This window comes from Vibrio chagasii (genome assembly GCF_002954585.1).
Taxonomy (GTDB): Bacteria; Pseudomonadota; Gammaproteobacteria; order Enterobacterales; family Vibrionaceae; genus Vibrio; species Vibrio chagasii_A.
The window spans coordinates 906,995-929,063 of the sequence record NZ_MSCI01000001.1; the positions used below are offsets into that span (position 1 = coordinate 906,995).

Below are 22,069 nucleotides of genomic sequence, written 5' to 3' on the forward strand. Positions count from 1 at the left end.
AAGCCGTTTAAGTATTGCTACTCAAACGGCTTTTTAACTCAAGTCTGATTGGCATGGCTAAGAGCTGTTAACCTAACTGGTGATCGCTCATTAACTAAATTGCCCCCTACACTCAATTACTTTTGAAGTTGCTCTTTAGCGGCTTCAACCTTAGAAAAATCTAGGCCAAGTTCTTCAACGGCTTCTTTGATTAGCGCAGGGTTTTGCATTACCTGACCCATAAGCATTTGAAGCTTGTCTTGTGGTAAACCAAGTTGGCTGATCGTCGCCATTGCTGCAAGAGGGTTTTCAGTCAACGTTTGGAATAGCTCGCTGATCTGTGCATCGCTAATATTGTTCTCTTTCAACATTGCTAGAATCGGGTTCATCTTTTTACCTTTGAAACACTAAATAAAATAGGAGCACAGCATCTAGCTGTGCTCGATTGTACTCGCAACTTATACTTTGCCTACTGTGAAGTAAAGCTAAACTTAGCGAGACTCTAACGGGTAAGAGCGGTAACTCCACATACCATAGGTACGAAGAGCGTCACGATAGATACCTAGTAGCTCACCATCACTCGCTTTCTTAAGCTCTGAAAGTGGCTTATCAGGGTAAGAAACCGTATCGAAAGTAATACTCTGAGGCCCTGTTTGCCAGCTTGCCACTTCAAACAGAGTTTGACCACGGCGAACGTGACTTGCTGAGCTAATAATCGTCGCGTGTTTAATATTGTGGCGAGCTAACGCATAACTACTGAATAAGGCATTGCCGACCGTGCTAGTCGCATAGTTTTCTTCAATGATGCGATCTTTGCTTACCCCTTTCTCGATAAGCCAGTCCGCCATCAACTTACCTTCAGTCTTGTGGTTCTTCGGCACGCCACCCGTTAACACGATGATCGCATCCGGATTCGCTTTAGCCATAGCTAGAGTTGTCTCAAGACGCTCAATCAAGATTTGGTGCATTGAGCCGTCTGGATTCAGCGCGTAACCTAGAGTAACGATAGCTCCGTGATCATCCAGCAAACCTTTGTCAGCAGATTCTTTAAGCGGTGTTTCTAACACGCGATCAACCGTCGCAAAAATGCGTTTAATATCTTCAGCCTTACCTTCGTTCAGTCTTCCTAGCTTCTCCATGTGCTTATTGGATTCACTTTCATTGCCTTCAAATCTCTGCCAAACCGCAAGGTAAGCGTGAAGATCAACATCGTCTGGTGCAACCGTTAGCGCTTGTTCAAACAGCTCAATCGCGCGCTCTGCATTTTTGTTGTAGATCTGAGCGTTCGCTGCCGAGATCAGCAAGTCGGTACGGTAGGGTTCTAGTTGGTATGCCTCTAGCAGTCGGTTGGTCACAATTTCCATGTTACTTGGCATTTTTGCCGTGAAACCGGCGTGAGAAATTCTCGCCGGAGACTTAAACGCTTGCAACGCATCAAGAAGCAGTTGATCGACAACTTGTCGCTTCGTCACTAGCTGCGCGTAATCGGCAGAAGCTTGAACTGCGCCATCGTTAGCAGCAAACGAAAATGGGGTTGCGCCAAAGGCCAGCAAACCACCAAGAGCGAGGGCGATAATGTTCTTTTTCATGGGAGATCCTGTGTAGAAAAGTGTTCACGTCAGATTTTCTGCCTAATGTAAGCAGCTGGGACAAAAAAACTGTGAACTATCCCAAAATATCTGCAGGTGATATTCATTTGTTACATAAGGTATGACTGCAGATCACGATTTTGAAAATATCAGTAAGCGTGCTTGCTGATAAAATTGCAGTTTAAAAAAACTAAGCGAACCTTGCTTCCCTCAAACTACAGAATAACTCGTATACTATGGCATCAATTCAAGAACAGAATTTCAAACAAAAGAACCTCCAACATAGAGGTCCTTTTCCTGTCTCTCTTAATATGTTTAGAGAAAATCTCGTGTAATACCGTATAAAAAAGTTACATAGCAAGAAGTGCTTTGATGTTACCGGAAAGGTTTAGTCTCCAGCAATCCCCATCGCTCTTTAGTATAATAGTTTCATACTGTGTAGTAACTCGGTCGCCGAACTGCTCTTTTTTCTCGACTGTAATATACTTTTGGCCTTGGTAATCAAACTCATTAATTACACTGAACGAAGATAAGCGAGCGATATTAGAACCTTGAGCGATCTTGCGAATATTCAGGAAAGTATTCATAAAGTCTTTATCATCCATAACCGCGATATCTTCTCTAGTACCTCCGGAACCGAAAGCAATATTCACGATATCAAGAACGTTCTGATTTCCGTTTTGAAGACCTTCCATGATGATTGATTTGAGGTCTCTAATGATATCCGTATGATAGAAACTTGCTGACTGGTTAAAACCGACCTTAGTGATGAAATCAAAATACTGCTCAACAAACTCGACAGGATCTTGAGACAAAGATAAATCCCCTTCAACCACAACATCGACATTTTCAATCAATGCGAACACTGAGCTATAAGGGGTAAAGTCGATGCGTTTATCAGCCAACCAATTCTTGTACACCCAAGAGGATTCGTCCAAACAATGCTGCGAAACTTCTTCTAAAGAGACTCTGTCACCTATAGTGGTGTTATGCGTTTTTTCACCTTTAGCGTTTGTCGCGTATGTATAAACCAAAACACCAGATTGCGGATAACGCGCCTCTCTATCTATCTCACTAAAGGTAGTACTAATACACACTCTATCGATGCTACTAAGCGCTATTGGTAACAAGGCACTAGCTTCAGCCCTCTGTGCCAAATACCCCTCACTAAAGTCGAAAAAGTCAAAATTGGGTGCTTCATACAGGTTAGGTTCTTCGGTCAGAGTTGGGAACCCGTGCTTTGTGTTAGGGCTAACCGTGTATGATTCACTCGCAGCGGTCGATGAAATTAATAACATTAGTAGTGGTGTGATATTCTTCATTATTTACTCCCTTCATATTTTTGGCGAGAATATCTTTTATCCTGATAGAAATTTCAACCAGCTATATCATAAATTAAAGAATAAAGAATCCATCTGTGATTACAATCAACTATACAGGAATAATAAAATACATTTAAAACACTAAATATACAAAACACTATGAGCTATAATTTTTATTGACAGTATGATTTAAAGTTAAAAGTATAAATAAAAAACTTTATTTATCCCTTTTACATTCCAACTAACTTAAATTTAAATAAAGAAAATCAAATCAAACATTGATAAAATTAAAACAATGTTTATATTCAACCATTTGTATAATTAAAACACCATCCCCTTTAAATTAAACATCTAAGATATCTAATTTATTAATACCTAATAAAACATTTCACAAAATAAGTGAAAGATAAAATCTACAACTGCATAACTTAACATTATTTTACAGAGCGACTCCCAATGAAATTCAAACTCGCATTACTAACACTACTATCGTTCAACACAGCATCAGCTAGCGAAATATTCTTATTTGATCAAGTCACCGCTTTCAAACTAGGTGGTGTGCAACATAGCTTGAGTGGCATAGAGAAATACACAGGACAAAGAATTCGCATCGAGTGGCAACAAAGCCCCTACGAAAAGCCACAACGTTTAGATAGATGCGTTGGCACTTTCCAACAAGCGATGAATCAACCGGAGCGCTATTACTTACATGTTGAGCTATCCGAATCGACCTTCATAAGTTGCGAGATAGGAATTAAAGAAACCCTTCTGGTCGATTAACGAGCGCATGCTGGTTTGTATATTTCCTAGTAACATAGTCGAAATTTCTTGAGAGCAATCAGAAAATTGAACTAAAACAATCATGATCTGGATAGAGTAATAATGAGTAATTTAGAAAAATTCGCACCGATATTATTTCTTATAATGTGGAGCAGCGGCGCAGTTTTTGTAAAAATGGGACTAGAGGATGCATCCGTTTGGTCATTTCTCACAGTAAGAAGCTTAGGTGCTCTCATGCTAGTTGGCTTGATTGCGATTTTATTGCGGAGGTCGCCATTTACATCATTAACCAGATTGACAAGACCAACGCTAGGAAAACTTCTACTGTCCGGTTTTCTGTTACAAGTATGCTATCAGGGGTGCTACTTTCTTGCTATAGAGTATGAAATATCTCCAGGAATCGTCGCAATTGTACTGGGACTACAGCCGCTATTAACGCCTTTTATTAGCAGAGAAAATGCCTCATTAAAGAGCTACTTTACTCTTATTTTGGGGTTTTCGGGGTTAACTCTAGCGGTCTATGGTGCAAAGGACGTTAGCACTATTACTTTTTTAGGGATGTTATTTTCTCTGATCGCTGTTTTAGCAATAACGGTGGGAAGTATATACCAGAATAATATTGGTGTAGACCCTATAGAGTCCTCATTAGTTCAAAATGCATTTGCTGGATTATTTTTTCTAGTAATATCCGTAACTATCGGATGGGACGTTAATTTAACGACAAAGTTTATAATTTCTGCAGGCTGGATGATTGGTGTCGTATCAACCGGTGCCGTGTTATTACTTTTGTACATGCTGTCCAAAAATTCAGCTAATAGCGTTAGTATATTATTTTTTCTTACACCTATTTTCACTATGGCATTTGATCATATAACTTTTGGCACAGCCATAACAGCGACAACTATGTTCGGCTCCTTTGTTGTGATTGTATCAATCTATCTATTTAAACAACCCAGAGTAAACAACAAAATGATTAAATCTAATTAATAATATTAAAAAATTATGCACATACAAGAAGATATCGCTAGAGCCATCTGTGTAGTCGATGCCTTCGCATTAACCTTAGTACTTAATCCAAATAATCGCTTCAGTACTAAAACTGAATAAAATATAACTCGAGCTTAAGTGACCAAACTAAGCTGGCCACTTAAGCTTCTTTTCAATGTTGCCTGTTACCCTCAACAATGAGAATAGAAAAAACAAACCCCGCTGGGGTTAAACTAGTGGTTAGCAATAAATGAGTGGCTGTTATCAACCAATTCAAAATGTTGTAACTCTTACTCCGTTTATCGTAAGACAGTTACCTACCCGTTTCAGGTTTACTGCCCAATAATAGTAGTAACAGAGCACCTACGACTATAGCTATATCAGCAATATTGAAAATACCAGTACGAAATGAACCAAAGCCTATATTGAGAAAATCCACCACCGCGCCATTATTTATCACTCTATCATAAAGGTTACTCGCTCCTCCGGATAGAATCATTGAGATTGCAAACAACGAGTTCGTACTTAATCGAGGACTTGTCATTAAGTAAGTAATGCCTAAACACAAGAAGAGACTCACAACCAAAACAAAAATACCAAATCGGATCTCATCCGATAGACCATTGCCCAAGCCTAAAAACGCACCAATATTTTCAGTATAGCCAATACGAAGAGTGTCGAAAAAATAACTACGCATCATGTTCCTGGGCAAGTACTCAGCAGCAATAAGCTTTGTTATCTGATCAATACTAACGCACAAGAAGGCGACAACTGTTACCACCTGTATTCTCTTTTTTAATTCCATATTACCTCTACGTTATTAAAGTCTAATTGCTCCCTGCACAAGCGCAGTAAACGTTTCTCGTATTCTAAAAAAGTATCAACTTAGATGCGTCTAAAGTAAGGAGTTAAACACCTTTATAAAGTCTTTGTGTAGGGCTATTTCCGCCCCGGCTCATGCCTATGGTATCGAGGCAATTCTACATTTAAATCTTCCCAGTTAGCTTTCGAAGTCACGAAGTTGTGAGAAAGGGGACGCTCCAATATATCGCTATCTAATGCCCCTATGCGAAGGCGATACCTTTCTCGAGATTGAGCATTTGAACTGTATAATGGCGAACCGCAAGTCCGACAAAAATACTTCCGCTTACCCTCGCTGCTCTCGTAAAAGGTGAGCGAATCACTATGGTCTGTTAGCTTCAGATCTTGCGCATTAATAAAACCATTTGTAGCGTAAGCACTTCCACTCGCTTTACGACACAATGAGCAATGACAGTGAATAATATCAGTTATATTACCGTCAAGTTCAAACTGGATTGAACCACACAAACAGCTACCTTTGTACATCTACTTTTCCTGAATTTAGTTTACGAATATTCGTCAGCACTTATAGCACCACACCATGAAATATCATCTCAATTCCTATCGACTGTATTCGGCCCTCTCACTTTACAAACGTCATTGGAATCACTTCAACTACCACAATCAAAAAATAGGCTACTAATTTCAAGTGAAAACAACGTTTTACTCGTTGAGGAAGCTTCCAATCTGTTAAATACATGTTTTTGATTATTTCTGATAAACAGCTTCCAACTAGGATTGACAAACAAATTCTGTCTATGACTATTGTGAAACATATTTTATACAAATTTATCTCTCGCGGAGGCTACAGCCTTAGTCCACTAAAATTCAAGTACATGTACCCAGCAACGGCATGCGCAACTAGTTTTACAAAACTAAGATTGACTTTATCAAACCGACCATTCATCAAAACAATCAAATAGGAGCTAACTAACTTTAATCGCCTGCTGATCAACAGAAGTTATGTATTAGTAGAAATGTGTCGATTGCCTAGGTGGCATTGTCGGTTTTATATCCACGGTTTAGGCTAACGTGGTCATGCTCTCTTAATTCTAAAATGCCCTATAGTCTGAGTGAAAACAATTCAGCATGTGACAGCATTTCCTTTCCAACGCTTCTCGAACCGCTATTCCGCATAGTCCTCCATGCTTTCAGAGGCAGATTCTCGGGGTTATCTTTAGTAAATATTGATTTAGGGAATCTTTTAATCCCATCAGCAGTAGAAGTAAGTCGACAAAACGATCCATTCACTTGATAGAGCCGTTTTTACTAGTTCAGTAGATTTACATAATGGTAATAAAAAGTGGTTGTAGAAACGAATTAATCAGGTCACAACGTTTGAGGTCAAAAGAAGAATGTAATCAACACACAACTCGACAACAAACAAGTTGCATATGTAAAAAATGTAAATATATTAAGCAAGCTCATTAAAACAACAAGTTAGGCTAATATATATTATGAAAAAACAGATCCTTTGCGCGTCTCTGTTGCTTGCGACTTCTGCCAATGCAGCTATTGAGCTAACTGCCAAAGCACAAATGGACAACGGTTTCCCAATAGAAATACCTTATCCTGAACTCGAGTTTGCGGCAAACCAGCGTGGTAATGTTAACTTTGGTACTAAGTTTAAATCAGTCCAAGAACTTTGCTTCAAGTTCAACAGCATTGCTGATTACAATCCGTTCTACTTTCGCCCTTTTTTAGAGGGCGAGCTTTTCAGTTCATCTTTTGCAATCACATACCGACCTGGTCAGTATCAATGTTGGGTAGGCTCTGGGGACACTTTCTTGAGTGGTGATATCGATTTTATTCTTTGGAGTACTCGGGAGACAACCATATATGATTTCGAGTTAATGATCATAGGAGAGCCAGACGTTGAAGGTGATGTTCTAACCATTAACGCTGAAAAGCACACGATGAATGCCATAAACGGAAACTACCTAACACATACTGTTGAACCGCATACCACCTATGCTGTTTCAGTAATAAAAAATAACGCCATCTATAATACTGCGTATGACAAATTTGGCAGTGTTGGTCTAACGTTTGTAGACCCTGAAGGCGTTAAACGTCTTGTCGCTGTAGAAGATAAAGAAGTATTGATTTCGACTCAAGGCGAGATAAATTTGTTCTTAGCTGACACAGATCAAGATAACAGCGGCGAGGTTTTATTGAACATTAAGAGAGCTTCCCTCGATTGATACACACAAAAAGATACACTCTGATAGTCTCAAGCTGATTCCTATATTTGAGCGTTCAAGTATAAGCCCGATATTGCAAACTCTATAAAAAAGCCAGCGTTGAATCCATCAACACTGGCCTTTGTTTAGCTAAAACGAAACGGGGATTAGTCTACAAAAATTGGCAGTTGTTCTTCAGTCAGAACACTGTCTTTCGCAAAGTCAATGTGGTCTATTACCTTATTAACATTCCAGCTCGTTAAACTTTGAGAAAAAACTTTATTCTTCTCAAACATGCCTCTCATACGTGTCACATTAGATGTGTCCCAATCACCTATATCTTGGGTAAAGGCTTGGGCTCTATAAAACATAAAACACATATTCATCACATTTGACGTATCCCAATCACCTATATCTTGGTTAAAGGCAACTGTGTCAGCAAACATGGCATACATCGTCATCACATTCGATGTATCCCAGTGGCCTATATTTTGGTTAAAGGCATCCGCACCAGAAAACATTGAATCCATATGCTTCACATTCGACGTATCCCAAGCACCTATATCTTGGTTAAAGGCTTCAGCTCCCCTAAACATGCTGCTCATATCCTTAACATTAGATGTATCCCAATTTCCTATATCTTGGTTAAAGGCCTTCGCACTATGAAACATACCATCCATACTCGACACATTCGATGTATCCCAATCACCTATATCTTGGTTAAAGGCTTCCGCACCAACAAACATGGCATACATCGTCATCACATTCGATGTATCCCAGTGGCCTATATCTTGGTTAAAGGCAACTGTGTCAGCAAACATGGCATACATCGTCGTCACATTCGATGTATCCCAGTGGCCTATATCTTGGTTGAAGGCACTGGCTTCCCAAAACATACGACTCATATCCGTCACAGTCGACGTATCCCAGTGGCCTATATTTTGGTTAAAGGCATCCGCACCAGAAAACATCTCGTCCATCTGCCACACTCCCGATGTATCCCAGTGGCCTATATCTTGGTTGAAGGCACTGGCTTCCCGAAACATACGACTCATATCCGTCACATTCGACGTATCCCAGTGGCCTATATCTTGGTTAAAGGCATTCGCTTCAAAAAACATCTCGTTCATATGCCACACTCCCGATGTATCCCAGTGGCCTATATCTTGGTTAAAGGCACTAGCTTCCCGAAACATACGACTCATATTCGTCACATTCGACGTATCCCAGTGGCCTATATCTTGGTTAAAGGCACTGGCTTCACGAAACATAGATCCTATTTTTCTTACCTTGGATGTATCCCAATAACCGATATCTTGGTCAAACGCTTTGGCTCCAGAAAACATGGCTTCCATAGTCGTCACATTCGACGTATCCCAATCACTGATATCGGCATTAAACGATTCGCGATTACTAAGTACGTTGCTCATATTCGTCACATGTGTGGTGCAGAATCCTATGTGGCCTTGCTCTAACTTATCGAGCAACGTCTCGTTTCTTATTAGGGTGTTATCCACCACCACATAGACTTGCCCCTTTTCAATCATCAAGGAGTTAACGGCCTGATCAGGGCATTTTACTGAGATATCTACAGCAAATGCGGTTTGGCTAGCGAGCGCAGCGGCGCCCACGAGAAGTGAGGTTATGGTTCTTTTCATTGTATTTTCCTAGGGTTGAATAGACGTTATTGTGTAAAAGTTGGAAGGCTATCTTCAGACAGGCTACTGCCTTTGGCGAAGTCGGCATGACGAGAGACGCGCTTAACGTCCCAGTGGGTTAAGTCTTGGTCAAAGCGCTTGGTGCCGGAGAACATGCGGTCCATATTGGTCACACGAGAGGTGTCCCAACGGCTGATGTCCTGATTGAAGTATTTGTTTTTAGCAAACAGGTCACTCATGTCTGTTACGTGAGTGGTGCAGAGCAGAATGTTGCCATCAAGAAAGTTTTGCCAATAGTCTGAGTTGCGAATGAGTGCATCATTGACGACCACAAACAGCTCATCTTCTTGAACCATGACGGTTCCTGGTTTATTTGATTCGCAGGTTACCGTTTCTGGTTCACTGGCAAAGGTGTGGCTACAACTCAGCAGCGCACAGGCGGAAATAATCGAATGTAGTTTCATAGTTAAAACCATGATTTAATTAAAATAAGTTCGAAATGATACAGAAAGCTCGCTGGTTATTTTCACTTTTTCAGATAGAGAATAATCCTAAATATATAAATTGGGTCTTCCTCCCAAAAAATAGCTCTAATTAGTAATAATCAGGTTATTAATCAAGCCATCAAATGAACTCTATTCGTTTTATCGAAGATGAGAACAACCCTAAGTATATAAATTGATATTCTCTCCTGAAAAAAGCTCAAATTAACAACAATAAAATTAACTTTATTGAGTTTATCGAAGATAAAGAACAACCCTAAATATATAAATTGAGTCTTACCCCAAAAAATAGCCTAATTAGTAATATTAAAGTTATTAATCAAGCCATCAAATTAACTCTATTGAGTTTATCAAAGATAAGGAACAACCCTAAATATATAAATTGAGACTTCCTACCATAAAATAGATTTAATTAATAACAACCAAGTTATTAATTAACACGTAACATTAACAACATTGGCCTCACCAAAAATAAAAACCCTTTAAAACATACACTTAAAACAAACAGGCAAAAGTTTATAGAAAAATAAACGCCCACTACTTCGAGTTAAAAAAGTGGACAAAGCTCGCAGAAACCCTCCTATATACAGCGATTGATATTCAAATATTAAATTAATAAAAAAATACTCATTCATTTTGAATATAAAACAAGTTACACTTCCGCTCGGCTTTTAGCCTATTTCATAAATATAAGATTGGTAAAATATAATTATGGCTTTAACAACCCCTTTAACACTCACGGCGTTGAGCGCTACTTTGTTATTCAATAGCTTCTCTGCAAATGCTGATCCTGTTTCTTGCCCAAATGCAGAAGTAGGTTCGGTATTTATTGAAAATCAACGTTTATATATGGTTGCAGATGATCGTATTGTCGGTCAGCAAGATAAAATTAACGCTCTCCAACAAGGCTATTTATACTTTTGTACTTCTCAAGTAACCGACATGAGTAACCTATTCCAAGGGAATAGTACGTTTAATGCAGACATTAGTGACTGGGACACGTCTAATGTCACCAATATGGCTAACATGTTCCAAGACGCCAGTGCCTTTAATCAAAACATCAGTGACTGGGACACGTCCAACGTCACCAACATGGCTAACATGTTCCAAAACGCCAGTGTCTTTAATCAAAACATCAGTGCTTGGAACACCAGTAATGTGACCGATATGACCGACATGTTTTTGGGCGCAGATGCTTTCAGTTACGACACCAGCAGTTCGCTTCAATCAACGGTGAGCTGCTTGGATAAAGGCGTCGGTGAAAGGTTTAGATATAAAAACATGGAATATCTTGTGGTTGATGATACGTCGATACGCCTACCCGAAAACCAAGATGCCTTGGTAAACGATGATTTGCGTTTTTGCACCTCTCATGTCACTGATATGGCATACTTATTTTCAAGAGATTTTGAGCCCGCATATAAAGATTTCAATGCCGACATCAGTGATTGGGACACCAGCCAAGTAACTAATATGCAGGGACTTTTCATAAAAACCACTGCCTTTAACCAACCTATCGGCAACTGGGATACATCTAAAGTTACCAATATGCGCTTGATGTTTTATCGCGCTTATGCCTTTAACCAACCCATCGGTGAATGGGATACGGCAGAGGTCACTGATATGCGATCGATGTTTTCCCAAAATACAACCTTTAATCAACCTATTGGCAACTGGGACACGGCAAAAGTCACCAATATGAGCCAAATGTTCGACAGCAACCGCTCCTTTAACCAACCTATCGGTGATTGGAATACGGCTAACGTCACCGATATGAGTCGAATGTTCGAAAGAAGCCAATCCTTTAACCAACCTATCGGTGATTGGAATACGGCTAACGTCACCAATATGAGCAAAATGTTCTCTCTCAGCAAATCCTTTAACCAACCTATCGGTGATTGGGATACAGCTAAGGTTAGAAATATGAAGTATATGTTCTCACATACTCGTATGTTTAACCAACCAATCGGCGATTGGAACACGGCTAACGTCACCCACATTAATGGAATGTTCTCAAGAGCTGAAGCCTTTGAGCAAGATTTATCTGGTTGGGATGTAAACGAGGTTATCGATATTCGCCGTACATGGCATTTCGCTGAAGACAGCAAATTAAGTAGAAATAGAGCATATTTCCCTCGCTTTTTTCAATAGTTAACCGCTATGCATAGATACCAGTCATTGCAGCATATTGCAGTGGCTGGTTTTTATTTTGGTACTCGACAAAAAATGAAAGACCTCAACAAAAGTTGGGGCAAATATACGTTAGGAAGCTTGAACATCCACATTTTGTTTTATTCAAAAAACTATTGCACTTGATAACTCCCCGCAGAGCTGCCGCCTGTTACTGGTACTTGGGCATTCTGAGTAATTTCGTCCACCACTGCATTAGCAATCGCCTCTGCCATCTTTCCTGCCATAGCGAACTCGCCATCAAGAACAAAGCCCTGGGCTTTCAATTCGGTTTCTAATTTTTGTTTCAATGATGCTTTGCTTATGGCCATCAGTCTTTTCCTGCAAATACTGTGGTTGATACGTCAACATGGGGTTTCCCCATAAATGGGCAGATACTCGCGCCAGTGCACACGCCTTTACCACCATTGAATTTGATGGTGTCGGCGTCTTCGGTGATGTTATTAGCTTTGATTGCTCTATTGCCTCTGACGGTTTCAGTGTGGTTACCGTCTATCTCAGTGATTCTATCTTCGAGCACTTTGATTTGTTGAGTGAGGCATTCAAGCTTATCGGCTTGGTCTGTCTTTCGCTCAAAGTTGCCTTCCTGGTCGACTAATTAATACACGCGTTTATACTGATGATAGGCGTCCTGTTGGCATTCTCAACACCTCAACCATCCCTCCTCCCTATTCCTAAAGGGTTCGCGGCTTGCTAGCCTTCCATAGCGGCGGCAGAGTTTCACTGAAATAGAATTGCGAAAAAATGAGATAGAAAACTCTTCAGGTGGGCAGGGGGAGTGCGTTTTCCGTGGGTTAGCATGGTTACCTCGCGATTGAAGAGCCGACTTCATATCATTTGACCTTTCTTGTTACCCGCTCCATCCAAATATGCAACTTACCTCACATAAGGAAGTAAAGCTATATCACTTAAATATACATATCAATTAGATAGTCTTATATTCACACCGCAAATACACCCAACACATAACAACGGACTCAGTTATGCTAAAAAATACCTTTTTATTATCAAGCCTCATATCTCTAGGCGCTACCGCTTCACCTATTCAGATCGACAGCTGCGAACAGTTACTCAATCTTGAAGACAAAACCAACTCTGACTACGTGTTAATTAAAAACATTGATTGCTCTGGATTCGTTCATACCAAGCCCAAATCGTTTGCGGGAAACTTGAATGGTAATGGTTACGCGATATCAAACTTAACAATTTCAGCAACAAAAGGTGATGTTGGCTTATTTTCTAGAATTAGGTCTGGGGTAATCGAGAATCTAAACATCAATAACTTTCAAGTTGATACACAAAACAAAAAAGTAACAACAGTTGGAACTTTGGCCGGGCTTCAAGACGGCGGGCTTATTAAAAACGTTAAAATTACCGACTCATCAATTTCAAACGCTGTAGGTTCTTGGGCTGTAGGTTTGCTTGTCGGAAGAGCTGATAGTGCTATGCTGAAAGACATAGTTGTTCAACATAGTACGTTAAGCACCTCAACAGACTCTGACAAAATTGGGGCTGTATCAGGATGGTTAATAGAGGGCGCTGGCGCAAACAATATAAAGGTTAATGACGTTCATATAACTGTCAAAAATAGCGATTTTAACTACGTTGGGGGGGTATTTGGAAACGTAGTCGAAACACCACTTAGTTTACTCGAAATCACAGATAGCTCAGTTAAAAGAAATAATTTAGGAAAAAGTGGAAAAAACGGACTTCTAGTAGGACAACTAGATAAATCAACCATCAACGATGGCAGTGTCGTAAACGTTGTCCATAATTTGGTGCTTGGTAAATATAATGGCATTGCAGCTGGAGTAATACTTCAACCCGAAGGTGATGAAATTGTACTAGATAGCATCTCTCATAATGATATCGATAGCACATTACAATGGCACTACGTAAACCCGAGAAAAACATATAGAACCAACAATCTATACCTCGATTTGAGCAACGAATCCACATTACCGCCACCTGTGTGTCGCTTCTGAACATCAGTATTTAGCTTTTAGAATGCTGAATAAATCATCACCATAACTTAGTACCATGGGCTTATCATTTCGATAGGTTCATGGTCTCATATGAGAGTAATTTACCAGGAGTGTGGCGAGAAAGCCCGCATACAAAAATCCAACCGTATTTCAGCGAGTTATAGCGATTTATATTGTAGTTGTAGTGACCCTTAGTGTGGCCATACCTTTGTGATGAACCTTTCCTTCAGTCATACTCTGAGCCCTTCAGCTAAAACGACTTCTCTGTTGGTTTTTGAAATGGTTAAAGCCTTGGCACCCGATCAGCGCCAAGAGCTAAAACAACAACTTTTGATATCTTAGTTGGGTTTTCTACTTTGGAACCGCAGTGAAAGGAACCTCATCGTAAATTCCCAAACGCCCATCCTTAAATGTACCGCTTATTTCAGTATCAGAAATGTAATCAATCAGTATTGTTTGCTGCACATAATTCCCGCGGAACGTACCATCTTTAAAATATAAATTAGATCCACGTCCATTTACTTCTCCTGAAATTATGTACGTATTCTCACTAAAACTCATCGTTATACCTGGACGATCTTTAACAGCCCATTGATACGAACTACGAAGAATATCACGACTTGATTCGGTGATATAATGGCCTAAGGCTGCATACTTAAGTTCACCGTTAGACGTTAGATATACAATTTCTTGTTTTCCATTACCGTCTAGATCTGCAAGTTCAAAAGACTGTACATCCTCATTGGGCAATAGAGTTTTTGGATTTGAAAATGAAAGATTTTTAGTGAATGCTGGTGCTGATAACAACGACGCCATTGATAAAATTAAGAAGCTTTTTTCATACTGAATTCCTTTTTTAAACACTAGATTGTGAGGCCAGCACACGATTATCGGCACAATCTAAATCTAAAAAAAACAACAGTCAACAACATCAAGTTATTGATATTATTGCAAATAATAAGATTTTCAACTTTAATCCCATAGAAATATATTTAGCTAGAAATCCCAATTAATTTCGGTTCTCATAAGCCATTTGGATGACCATCTGAATGGCTTCTACTTTGTTGTTATCGGTTTGCCTTGATTGTCTGCGACCACCAGTCCCATCAAATATACTCCTACCTGAGCCCTGCATTATTCATTAGTACTCAGTGCGACACCATCTTCGATCAGCTCCAATACTTGTTAAAAAAGTTAGTTTTACTGTGTTCACTAAATTGAAGGAACTTGGTGTGTGAAAAGGCTCTCAGTTAAGCAAATATAAAGTCACCTTCACCAACACTAAAACAAAAAAGAATCGCTCTGTACCTATCTCTGAAACACTTTACAACGAGATCTATAAACCCACTTCAGGCAAACTCTTCGAGCAATGCTATACCCCTTTCTGCTATATCCTGAAGAACAAACTCGGCATAAGCCTCCCTTCTGGTCAAGCATCGCACGTATTAAGACACTCATTTGCTAGCCACTTCATGATGAATGGCGGAAACATTTTGGTTCTACGCGATATTCTTGCTCATGCTGATATCAGCATGACGATGCGCTACGCACACCTCGCTCCTGACCACTTATCAGAAGCGATTACGCACAATCCACTCACTAACCTTTAACCTAATACCATCCCAAATACGGTCTTTGCTGCCACTTTTTCGTTTTTCAGACAAAAAAAGAGCCACTAAAAAGTGGCTCCATTCTTAAAATTTCAAACAAGCGTTTTAAACGTTACTCTTTACCGAATACGTTGTTCTCTTGCTCTTGTACACGGATGAAAGTAGTACGCTTAGTTAGCTCTTTAAGCTTTGCTGCGCCTACGTATGTACAAGTTGAACGTACACCACCAAGGATGTCAGAAATTGTGTTGTGAACTGAACCACGGAACGGAAGAAGTACAGTTTTACCTTCCGCAGCACGGTACTTAGCAACACCACCTGAGTGCTTGTCCATAGCTGACTGTGAAGACATGCCGTAGAACTTCATGAACTGCTTGCCGTCTTTCTCAACAACTTCACCGCCTGACTCTTCGTGACCTGCTAGCATACCGCCAAGCATTACGAAGTCAGCACCGCCGCCGAACGCTTTAGATACGTCACCAGCACATGAACAGCCACCGTCACCGATGATCATGCCACCAAGGCCGTGAGCAGCATCGCCACACTCGATGATTGCAGAAAGTTGAGGGTAACCAACACCAGTTTTAACACGTGTAGTACAAACTGAACCTGGGCCGATACCAACTTTAACAATGTCTGCACCAGCTAGGATTAGCTCTTCAACCATGTCACCTGTTACAACGTTACCAGCAGAGATAACTTTGTCTGGGAACTCTGCACGTACTTTTTGTACGTACTCAACTAGGTGCTCTGAGTAGCCGTTAGCGATATCGATACAGATAAATACGAAATCTTCGCTAAGCGCCATGATTTGCTTAGTTTTCTCAAACTCAGCTTCAGAAGTACCTGTTGATACAAATACGTTGTTCAGCGTTTTCTTGTCTGCTGTTTTTGCGAACTCAGCCCACTGCTCTACTGTGTAGTGCTTGTGTACTGCAGTCATTACACCGTGCTCTGCTAGAGCCGCTGCCATTTCGAAACTTGCTACCGAATCCATGTTCGCTGCGATTACTGGTACACCAGACCATTGACGACCGCTATGCTTGAATGTAAACTCGCGGGTTAATTCAACTTGAGAACGACTTTTAAGAGTAGAACGCTTTGGGCGGAATAATACATCTTTGAAGCCTAACTTAAGTTCTTGTTCGATACGCATGATAATTTGTCCTGTAATCATATTACGTGTCGTGCGTTTTCGGTAAGCGTTGGCAGACGCTTTACTGAGTTTCGGACACAAAAAAACCGGAGCGTTGGCAGACGCTCCGGTTTTCAGCATTATAGGCTGTGATTTACTAACAGCAAGTCTGATATTTCATTTTTTTTTGTGCTATCCTCTCAAAGATTCCATATCTGGTAAAAGCTCCCCGCTCCTACTTTTCAACTAAATTCTTAGTAATTAATAACTTAACAACACATTCACGCAAACGCTGTCGGTTTATTGCGCAAACGTTTTCCTTTTAGATTCGGTTAAAAAATCTTCGATAAGGCAAATTTGTGAAAAAAGTGCCCTTTAATCACATAAAAATCACGCTTTTCTTTAATCAAAAAATGCATTTTTTCTTAAATAATTTCATTTTTTTCTGACTTTTTTCACTTCGCCAGCCAATCTCAGCCATCTTTCATCACCTCTGAAATTTATAAAGTGCAAAGACAACCCCCATTAATACGTTCGCAACTTGGATGAGCGGAATGAAATCGACGCAGGTTAGATATGGTTGTTGATGAGATTCCAGCGGGTACAAACCGCTGTTGATAGAACTGAATAACGAGTCGACTAAAGTTAACGGACGCGGAACGCCTTCTTTAGCTTGAAATTATTACTACAAAATAAGATACAAAAATGGCCAAGGGGATTAACCTTGGCCATTTTTATTGATGTTCAGACTACTCTTCTAAGTTTGAGGTTCTGAGACGATTCAGCTTTACCTGAAGGTAAATTAAGCCTTTTTCTGAGACATTAGAGCTTCTGCAGTCGCATCCTGAATAGACAAGAACAATGATGTCACTTGTCCAGTTGGAGAACGCATTGGGTTAAGCGTGACGTTCTGATACATAAAGTCGGCTTGCTGAGTTACTGGCCTCACGTTGCGGCACTTAAACAGATACGGCCTTTGTTGCCAAGTAATAAAGCTACGACAGCCTAAGTCATAAACCGGTTTTGTTTTAAGCCTAAACCACTCTTCTGGGATTTCAGGAAACAGTTCAAAGATCGACTTACCAATCGCGTCATGCGATTGCTTACCGCTATGGTGCGTCATGAAACCGTTCCAAACTTGCACCTCAAAGTCTCGATTGATGACCACCAGCCCCATATCGACGTTTTGAACCATGTCCACCATCCAGTGAAACTGTTCAAATTCAGCAGGAAGATTCAGCATATTAAAACTCCTCCATTAGGTAGGCCAATTTGTTGTCTAGAAGAGGCAGGGACTCATCAACAAACATAAATAGAAGGTCACAGCGGATAGAGGTGTCATCGATGTTGTAGCTGACTTCAAAGGTCATGGTCTTATTGAACGAGCCACTCGTGTTTTCGATAACAGAGTCAATTGAGATATGTTGACCTAGCAGAACCGGAGAGCTTTGGAAGAATCGAACCTCAGATTGCTCCCCTAACCCATTCAAGAAAGAGCCTACAAGGATGTTAGATACATCCATCAAGAGCTCTAACTCTTCTAGCTCTTCACTTTCGGTAGGAACCTTCATGAGCTTTTTTAGGTCGCTCACGCTCGAGTCACTTAACAAGACTAGCGCTTCACCGGCAATACCTTCTCCACTGAAGCCTTGGCAAACACCCGATACTTGGTCGTTGTCAGCTAAGTCACGAAGCGCCATGTGCAATTCACTCACTTCGAAGATATTCACGTTTGGTAGCGGTAAGTGAACGAATACATTGAAGTGGCGTGCCAATGCATCTGCTGCTCGACCGATCGCAACGTTCGCCACTTCCATATAGATGTCACGTCGGCGCAGAATCGGTAACTCTAGCGGTGCTGGCGTAATAAGTTGAGGCTGTTTTGGTGGCTCAACATGCTCACGTAAAATCGCTTTTAACGCTTCTTTATCAATCGGCTTTTTCAAAAACGCTTTCGCGCCAAGGTCCAATACCTTTTGTTGCGCTTTAGGTTGAATGTCACCAGAAACCACGACAACTGGCGTGGTATCGCCTAATCGCTTCATCTCTTCCAATGTGCCATAGCCATCGAGCTCAGGCATGGTCAGGTCGAGGAACATCAGTTTAAACTGGTTTTTAGCTAGCTCTTCAAGTGCGTTAAGCCCATGAACAGCAAAAGTTATATCTGCATTTAGAGAACTAGGCAGTGATCGAGCCATCTGCTTCCGTGCTAACGCAGAATCATCACATATAAGAACTGGGAACGACATAAATGCACCACTGATAAATCAAAGCTAATACGGACGAGTGTAACAGATCATTATGGTATCAGGTACGGGGTGAATAGATTTATATGTCGATTATTAATAAGAATGATAAGACAGACAGTTGAGCGATTAATTTTAGTGATTTCTCATGCAAAACAATATGCTACAAAGGATATAGCAACGAAGGTTAATGAGCATCTCAGCGCAAATGGTGAAATAAGAGACCCAATAATTACTTTTACTAAAGCTCAATATTGCCTGTTAACACCACCGTCCATTAAAGCAGTGGTGTTTCGATAACTTGCCTGAGTAAGGAAAAGTTATAACTGGTAACTCGGCCACAAGATAAGCAGTGCGAATCGAATGATCACCGCAAACACTAATAGTGCGATCCCTAAACGATACCACTTGTACTCTGCAACACTCATTGGAATACGTTTATAAAACATAGTGATCACACCTTTCCAATCACTACTGCGTTTTCCATACTGCATCACACTCGTTAATACAAACAGTGCACCAAGTACTAACATTCCCTTCTCTGCCCAGAACAATCCAACTTCCATTTGTATATTCCTTGATATAACGGTGAGCGACTCGGTTCATTTTAGTCAGCTTTGTTCGATGTTTCTGTAAGACCAAGGTCTAACGCGCTTTAGCCAATCATTTAGGCTTAGCAAACGAACTTAACTGAACAGCGTGTTCATATCGAGTTCAGCTTGCTCATCTATACTCTTGTTTCCACCAACAGGAGAAATTCAATGAAATCACTGAAAAAGTCACTTTGTGTATTAACTGCTTCAGCTTTGCTTGTTACTGCTCCGTTTGTGAGTGCATCGTCACCACAACAACCAACACAGCCAGCACTCAGCCCGCTACAAATGGTTATTGCTTCTTTGAATCTAACTGAAGAGCAACAAGCAGAAGTGTTCTCCCTTGTTCAAGACTATCAAACAAGCAGAACAGAAATTGATATGGACAGCGCGATTGAGTTGAAGAAAAAACAGATCGCCCTAGTGACTCAACTTGAATTCGATGAAGCTGAGATGGAAAAAGTTATCGACACAGTTCAAGCCACTGAAAAGTCGATGGTGATGCAAGAGATGCGTCTTAAGAACAACATCTATAACGTGTTAACTGATGAACAAAAAGAGCAGTTTAAAACCATGATGAGGTCAGCCCTCTCTGGTGGACAGTAATTGCACTACGGTGAAACCTAGCTACCAATAGCGCCCCCTAATTCCTGATATTGATTCATTCCCCCTTGAATCAATCAGGGCGTGTTGCTCTTTCGAGCTGATTTTTGCAGCGAGTTACTGGGTATTTCTACAAGGCAGAGGCTTTAATGTGTAGCTAGCCTACATGAGAAGCCGATAACGCAGTAGAAATGACCAGTAAACGCTGCCCAAAGGGTTCGGCTAAAAGCGTTTTACTCTTTGTTGAGGGAGATTTACTTAGAATGACTAGGCTACTTCTCCCTCGCCGCGATTAAAACGCTTTTATGTCGAACGAAATTTAACCACGAAAGATCAACACGCCCTTGACAAACAAAGCCACAGTACTGTCTGTGGCTATTTGTTGTCGATAATAATTTCACTAAAAAAGTTAAGAGGAAGCTGAGCAACCGATATTTAGATCCTTGCTATTTTTGTTAAGCACAACCATCAAATGGATAAGCAGCAGAATACCTGTCACTCCCAAACCAACACCAATTCCGCCCCAGATTCCGGCCAATTCCAACTTGGGCATTAAGTACCAAGCAGCAGGTAGACCAAATACCCAGTAACCAATTGCCGTCATCACCGTTGGCATAGAGACAATCTTCATACCTCTAAGCAGGTTGATTGCTAACAACTGCCAAGCGTCAACAATAAAGCACAGAGCAACAACCCAGATAACAGAGGCCAATAGCGTTGTCATTGCTCCTGTGCCATCATCCAGCTTGAAGATAGAAGCTATCATTTCCGGCCATAAGATGAACACAGCCGATAGCGCCACACTCAACACCGACACTAATATGAAGCTTTGAATCGAGGTTCGTTTGATTCCTTCATAGTTGCCCGCTCCGTAATCACGACCAACCAAAATCGCAGCTGCTTGGGAGAAACCAAAGTTAAAGTTCCATGTAAAGCTCAGGCATTGCAGTAAGATTTGGTGCAGCGCTAAAGAAGCGATACTAATGGTCCCTGCCATTAAGGTTCCACCGTATATCAAGCCATGCTCAAGCAACGCTGCAATCGCGATAGGTAAGCCCATCAATAGCAAAGGGTTCATCAGCTTAAGGGAGTACTCTTCTGTGTGTAGCCAAGGAGCAAACTGTTTGAATTCGTCACGCTTGAATACCCAAACCGTGTATCCAATCATCACCATAAATGCCGCAATAGCGGTACCCAACCCAAGTCCTGTTAATCCCATATCCAATGTAAAGGTTAAGAAATAGCTCACCGGAACATTCAGGATAACCGTGATTATCGACATCACTAAAATAGAACGCACATTGCCAAACGCACTGGTTAAGCCACGCAACACCAATAAGATAAGCGAAGGCAACATCACCCATTTAAGAGCGTGCACGTATTCCATCGCCAAAGTGATCACTTCCTGTGGTTGCTTGGCTGCTTCTAATACCAAGGGGGCTAACCAAAAACTTGCCATTAAGAGCGCACTAAGTACAAACGCCAACATAGTTGCGCCTTTCACTGCCAACCGAATTTGGCTATTCCCAAATTCAGGGCGAGCAACTCGTTGACCATAAGCAATAGCAATCAAATTCGCGACACAGCCTACCGTGCTGCTCGCAATAATGAAGATAAAAAAGTAGATAGACGCGCCTAAGCCACCAGCCGCAAGGGCTGACACGCTGATCCGCGACATCATCCAAACGTCAGTAAGGACTAAAGCCATGGATATCAACTGTGAAATGATCAAAGGGAATGCAAGAGTGAATATTTTTTTCATGAGCGCCTCGGTTAATTTCGACCAAAATACGATCGATGGGGCTAGCGTTCAATTGATAAATTTGCGACTCTAACATTCCAAAAACT

20 protein-coding genes and 3 pseudogenes are annotated in these 22,069 nt (G+C 40.8%); 8 read left to right on the top strand and 15 right to left on the bottom strand.

What is annotated here, in order from left to right; all coding sequences use genetic code 11:
- Positions 1 to 116: 116 nt before the first annotated feature.
- The 3 genes from BTO10_RS04435 to BTO10_RS04445 all read right to left on the bottom strand — a co-directional run bounded on the left by BTO10_RS04435 (position 117) and on the right by BTO10_RS04445 (position 2,890).
- Entirely contained in the window at positions 117 to 368 is a 252-nt protein-coding gene (locus BTO10_RS04435; RefSeq protein WP_004738856.1) for a DUF2999 family protein, read from the bottom strand.
- 102 nt (positions 369 to 470) lie between these two features.
- A complete protein-coding gene (locus BTO10_RS04440; protein WP_105023696.1) occupies positions 471 to 1,568 on the bottom strand; it encodes a YdcF family protein in 1,098 nt (365 codons plus the stop codon).
- Positions 1,569 to 1,918: 350 nt separating this feature from the next.
- Entirely contained in the window at positions 1,919 to 2,890 is a 972-nt protein-coding gene (locus BTO10_RS04445; protein ID WP_105023697.1) for a hypothetical protein, read from the bottom strand.
- A 456-nt stretch (positions 2,891 to 3,346) separates the two neighbouring features.
- On the opposite strand from BTO10_RS04445, the gene BTO10_RS04450 reads away from it, so the two are divergent.
- Positions 3,347 to 3,670 (top strand): hypothetical protein, encoded by a 324-nt coding sequence (locus tag BTO10_RS04450; protein WP_105023698.1) that lies wholly within the window; start codon positions 3,347 to 3,349, stop codon positions 3,668 to 3,670.
- Positions 3,671 to 3,772: 102 nt separating this feature from the next.
- On the top strand, positions 3,773 to 4,657 hold the full coding sequence (locus BTO10_RS04455; protein WP_105023699.1) for a DMT family transporter: 885 nt from the start codon (positions 3,773 to 3,775) through the stop codon (positions 4,655 to 4,657).
- Between the two features lie 313 nt (positions 4,658 to 4,970).
- On the opposite strand, the gene lspA is transcribed toward BTO10_RS04455, so the two are convergent.
- Positions 4,971 to 5,462, bottom strand: a complete 492-nt coding sequence (gene lspA, locus BTO10_RS04460; RefSeq protein WP_105023700.1) for a signal peptidase II — start codon at positions 5,460 to 5,462, stop codon at positions 4,971 to 4,973.
- A 134-nt stretch (positions 5,463 to 5,596) separates the two neighbouring features.
- Positions 5,597 to 6,004 carry a GFA family protein gene (locus tag BTO10_RS04465; RefSeq protein WP_004738846.1) on the bottom strand — a complete coding sequence of 136 codons (408 nt, stop codon included), beginning with the start codon at positions 6,002 to 6,004 and terminating at the stop codon, positions 5,597 to 5,599.
- Between the two features lie 971 nt (positions 6,005 to 6,975).
- On the opposite strand from BTO10_RS04465, the gene BTO10_RS04470 reads away from it, so the two are divergent.
- Positions 6,976 to 7,719, top strand: a complete 744-nt coding sequence (locus BTO10_RS04470; protein ID WP_105023701.1) for a hypothetical protein — start codon at positions 6,976 to 6,978, stop codon at positions 7,717 to 7,719.
- Positions 7,720 to 7,865: 146 nt separating this feature from the next.
- On the opposite strand, the gene BTO10_RS04475 is transcribed toward BTO10_RS04470, so the two are convergent.
- Both BTO10_RS04475 and BTO10_RS04480 read right to left on the bottom strand, forming a co-directional pair.
- Positions 7,866 to 9,356: a BspA family leucine-rich repeat surface protein gene (locus tag BTO10_RS04475; protein ID WP_105023702.1), complete on the bottom strand. Its 1,491-nt coding sequence runs from the start codon at positions 9,354 to 9,356 to the stop codon at positions 7,866 to 7,868.
- A 26-nt stretch (positions 9,357 to 9,382) separates the two neighbouring features.
- Positions 9,383 to 9,820, bottom strand: a complete 438-nt coding sequence (locus BTO10_RS04480; RefSeq protein ID WP_105023703.1) for a BspA family leucine-rich repeat surface protein — start codon at positions 9,818 to 9,820, stop codon at positions 9,383 to 9,385.
- Positions 9,821 to 10,570: 750 nt separating this feature from the next.
- Here BTO10_RS04480 and BTO10_RS04485 point away from each other — a divergent pair.
- On the top strand, positions 10,571 to 12,010 hold the full coding sequence (locus tag BTO10_RS04485; RefSeq protein WP_105023704.1) for a BspA family leucine-rich repeat surface protein: 1,440 nt from the start codon (positions 10,571 to 10,573) through the stop codon (positions 12,008 to 12,010).
- 152 nt (positions 12,011 to 12,162) lie between these two features.
- Here BTO10_RS04485 and BTO10_RS04490 read toward each other — a convergent pair whose 3' ends face one another.
- On the bottom strand, positions 12,163 to 12,360 hold the full coding sequence (locus BTO10_RS04490) for a hypothetical protein (RefSeq protein ID WP_004738837.1): 198 nt from the start codon (positions 12,358 to 12,360) through the stop codon (positions 12,163 to 12,165).
- Positions 12,360 to 12,647 (bottom strand): annotated as a pseudogene (locus BTO10_RS23860) (hypothetical protein); the annotation flags it as partial. The pseudogene BTO10_RS23860 and the gene BTO10_RS04490, both read right to left, overlap by 1 nt.
- A 385-nt stretch (positions 12,648 to 13,032) precedes the next feature.
- Here BTO10_RS23860 and BTO10_RS04500 point away from each other — a divergent pair.
- Together BTO10_RS04500 and BTO10_RS04505 are read left to right on the top strand one after the other, a co-directional pair.
- Entirely contained in the window at positions 13,033 to 14,034 is a 1,002-nt protein-coding gene (locus BTO10_RS04500) for a hypothetical protein (protein ID WP_105023706.1), read from the top strand.
- 90 nt (positions 14,035 to 14,124) lie between these two features.
- Positions 14,125 to 14,376 (top strand): annotated as a pseudogene (locus BTO10_RS04505) (ogr/Delta-like zinc finger family protein).
- A 9-nt stretch (positions 14,377 to 14,385) separates the two neighbouring features.
- Here BTO10_RS04505 and BTO10_RS04510 read toward each other — a convergent pair.
- A complete protein-coding gene (locus tag BTO10_RS04510; RefSeq protein ID WP_258096989.1) occupies positions 14,386 to 14,898 on the bottom strand; it encodes a hypothetical protein in 513 nt (170 codons plus the stop codon).
- Positions 14,899 to 15,272: 374 nt separating this feature from the next.
- On the opposite strand from BTO10_RS04510, the pseudogene BTO10_RS04515 reads away from it, so the two are divergent.
- Positions 15,273 to 15,644, top strand: a pseudogene (locus BTO10_RS04515) (tyrosine-type recombinase/integrase); the annotation flags it as partial.
- A 112-nt stretch (positions 15,645 to 15,756) separates the two neighbouring features.
- Here BTO10_RS04515 and BTO10_RS04520 read toward each other — a convergent pair.
- The 4 genes from BTO10_RS04520 to BTO10_RS04535 all read right to left on the bottom strand — a co-directional run bounded on the left by BTO10_RS04520 (position 15,757) and on the right by BTO10_RS04535 (position 19,591).
- Positions 15,757 to 16,800: a GMP reductase gene (locus tag BTO10_RS04520; RefSeq protein ID WP_004738824.1), complete on the bottom strand. Its 1,044-nt coding sequence runs from the start codon at positions 16,798 to 16,800 to the stop codon at positions 15,757 to 15,759.
- A gap of 781 nt (positions 16,801 to 17,581) precedes the next feature.
- Entirely contained in the window at positions 17,582 to 18,022 is a 441-nt protein-coding gene (locus BTO10_RS04525; protein WP_008216396.1) for a PAS domain-containing protein, read from the bottom strand.
- Between the two features lies 1 nt (position 18,023).
- Entirely contained in the window at positions 18,024 to 19,028 is a 1,005-nt protein-coding gene (locus BTO10_RS04530) for a response regulator (RefSeq protein ID WP_105023708.1), read from the bottom strand.
- Positions 19,029 to 19,345: 317 nt separating this feature from the next.
- Positions 19,346 to 19,591 (bottom strand): hypothetical protein, encoded by a 246-nt coding sequence (locus tag BTO10_RS04535; RefSeq protein WP_102424407.1) that lies wholly within the window; start codon positions 19,589 to 19,591, stop codon positions 19,346 to 19,348.
- Positions 19,592 to 19,786: 195 nt separating this feature from the next.
- Between BTO10_RS04535 and BTO10_RS04540 the strand changes: the two genes are divergently transcribed.
- Entirely contained in the window at positions 19,787 to 20,224 is a 438-nt protein-coding gene (locus BTO10_RS04540; protein ID WP_105023709.1) for a Spy/CpxP family protein refolding chaperone, read from the top strand.
- A 406-nt stretch (positions 20,225 to 20,630) separates the two neighbouring features.
- Here BTO10_RS04540 and BTO10_RS04550 read toward each other — a convergent pair whose 3' ends face one another.
- Positions 20,631 to 21,983 carry an MATE family efflux transporter gene (locus tag BTO10_RS04550; protein WP_105023710.1) on the bottom strand — a complete coding sequence of 451 codons (1,353 nt, stop codon included), beginning with the start codon at positions 21,981 to 21,983 and terminating at the stop codon, positions 20,631 to 20,633.
- Positions 21,984 to 22,069: the final 86 nt, after the last annotated feature.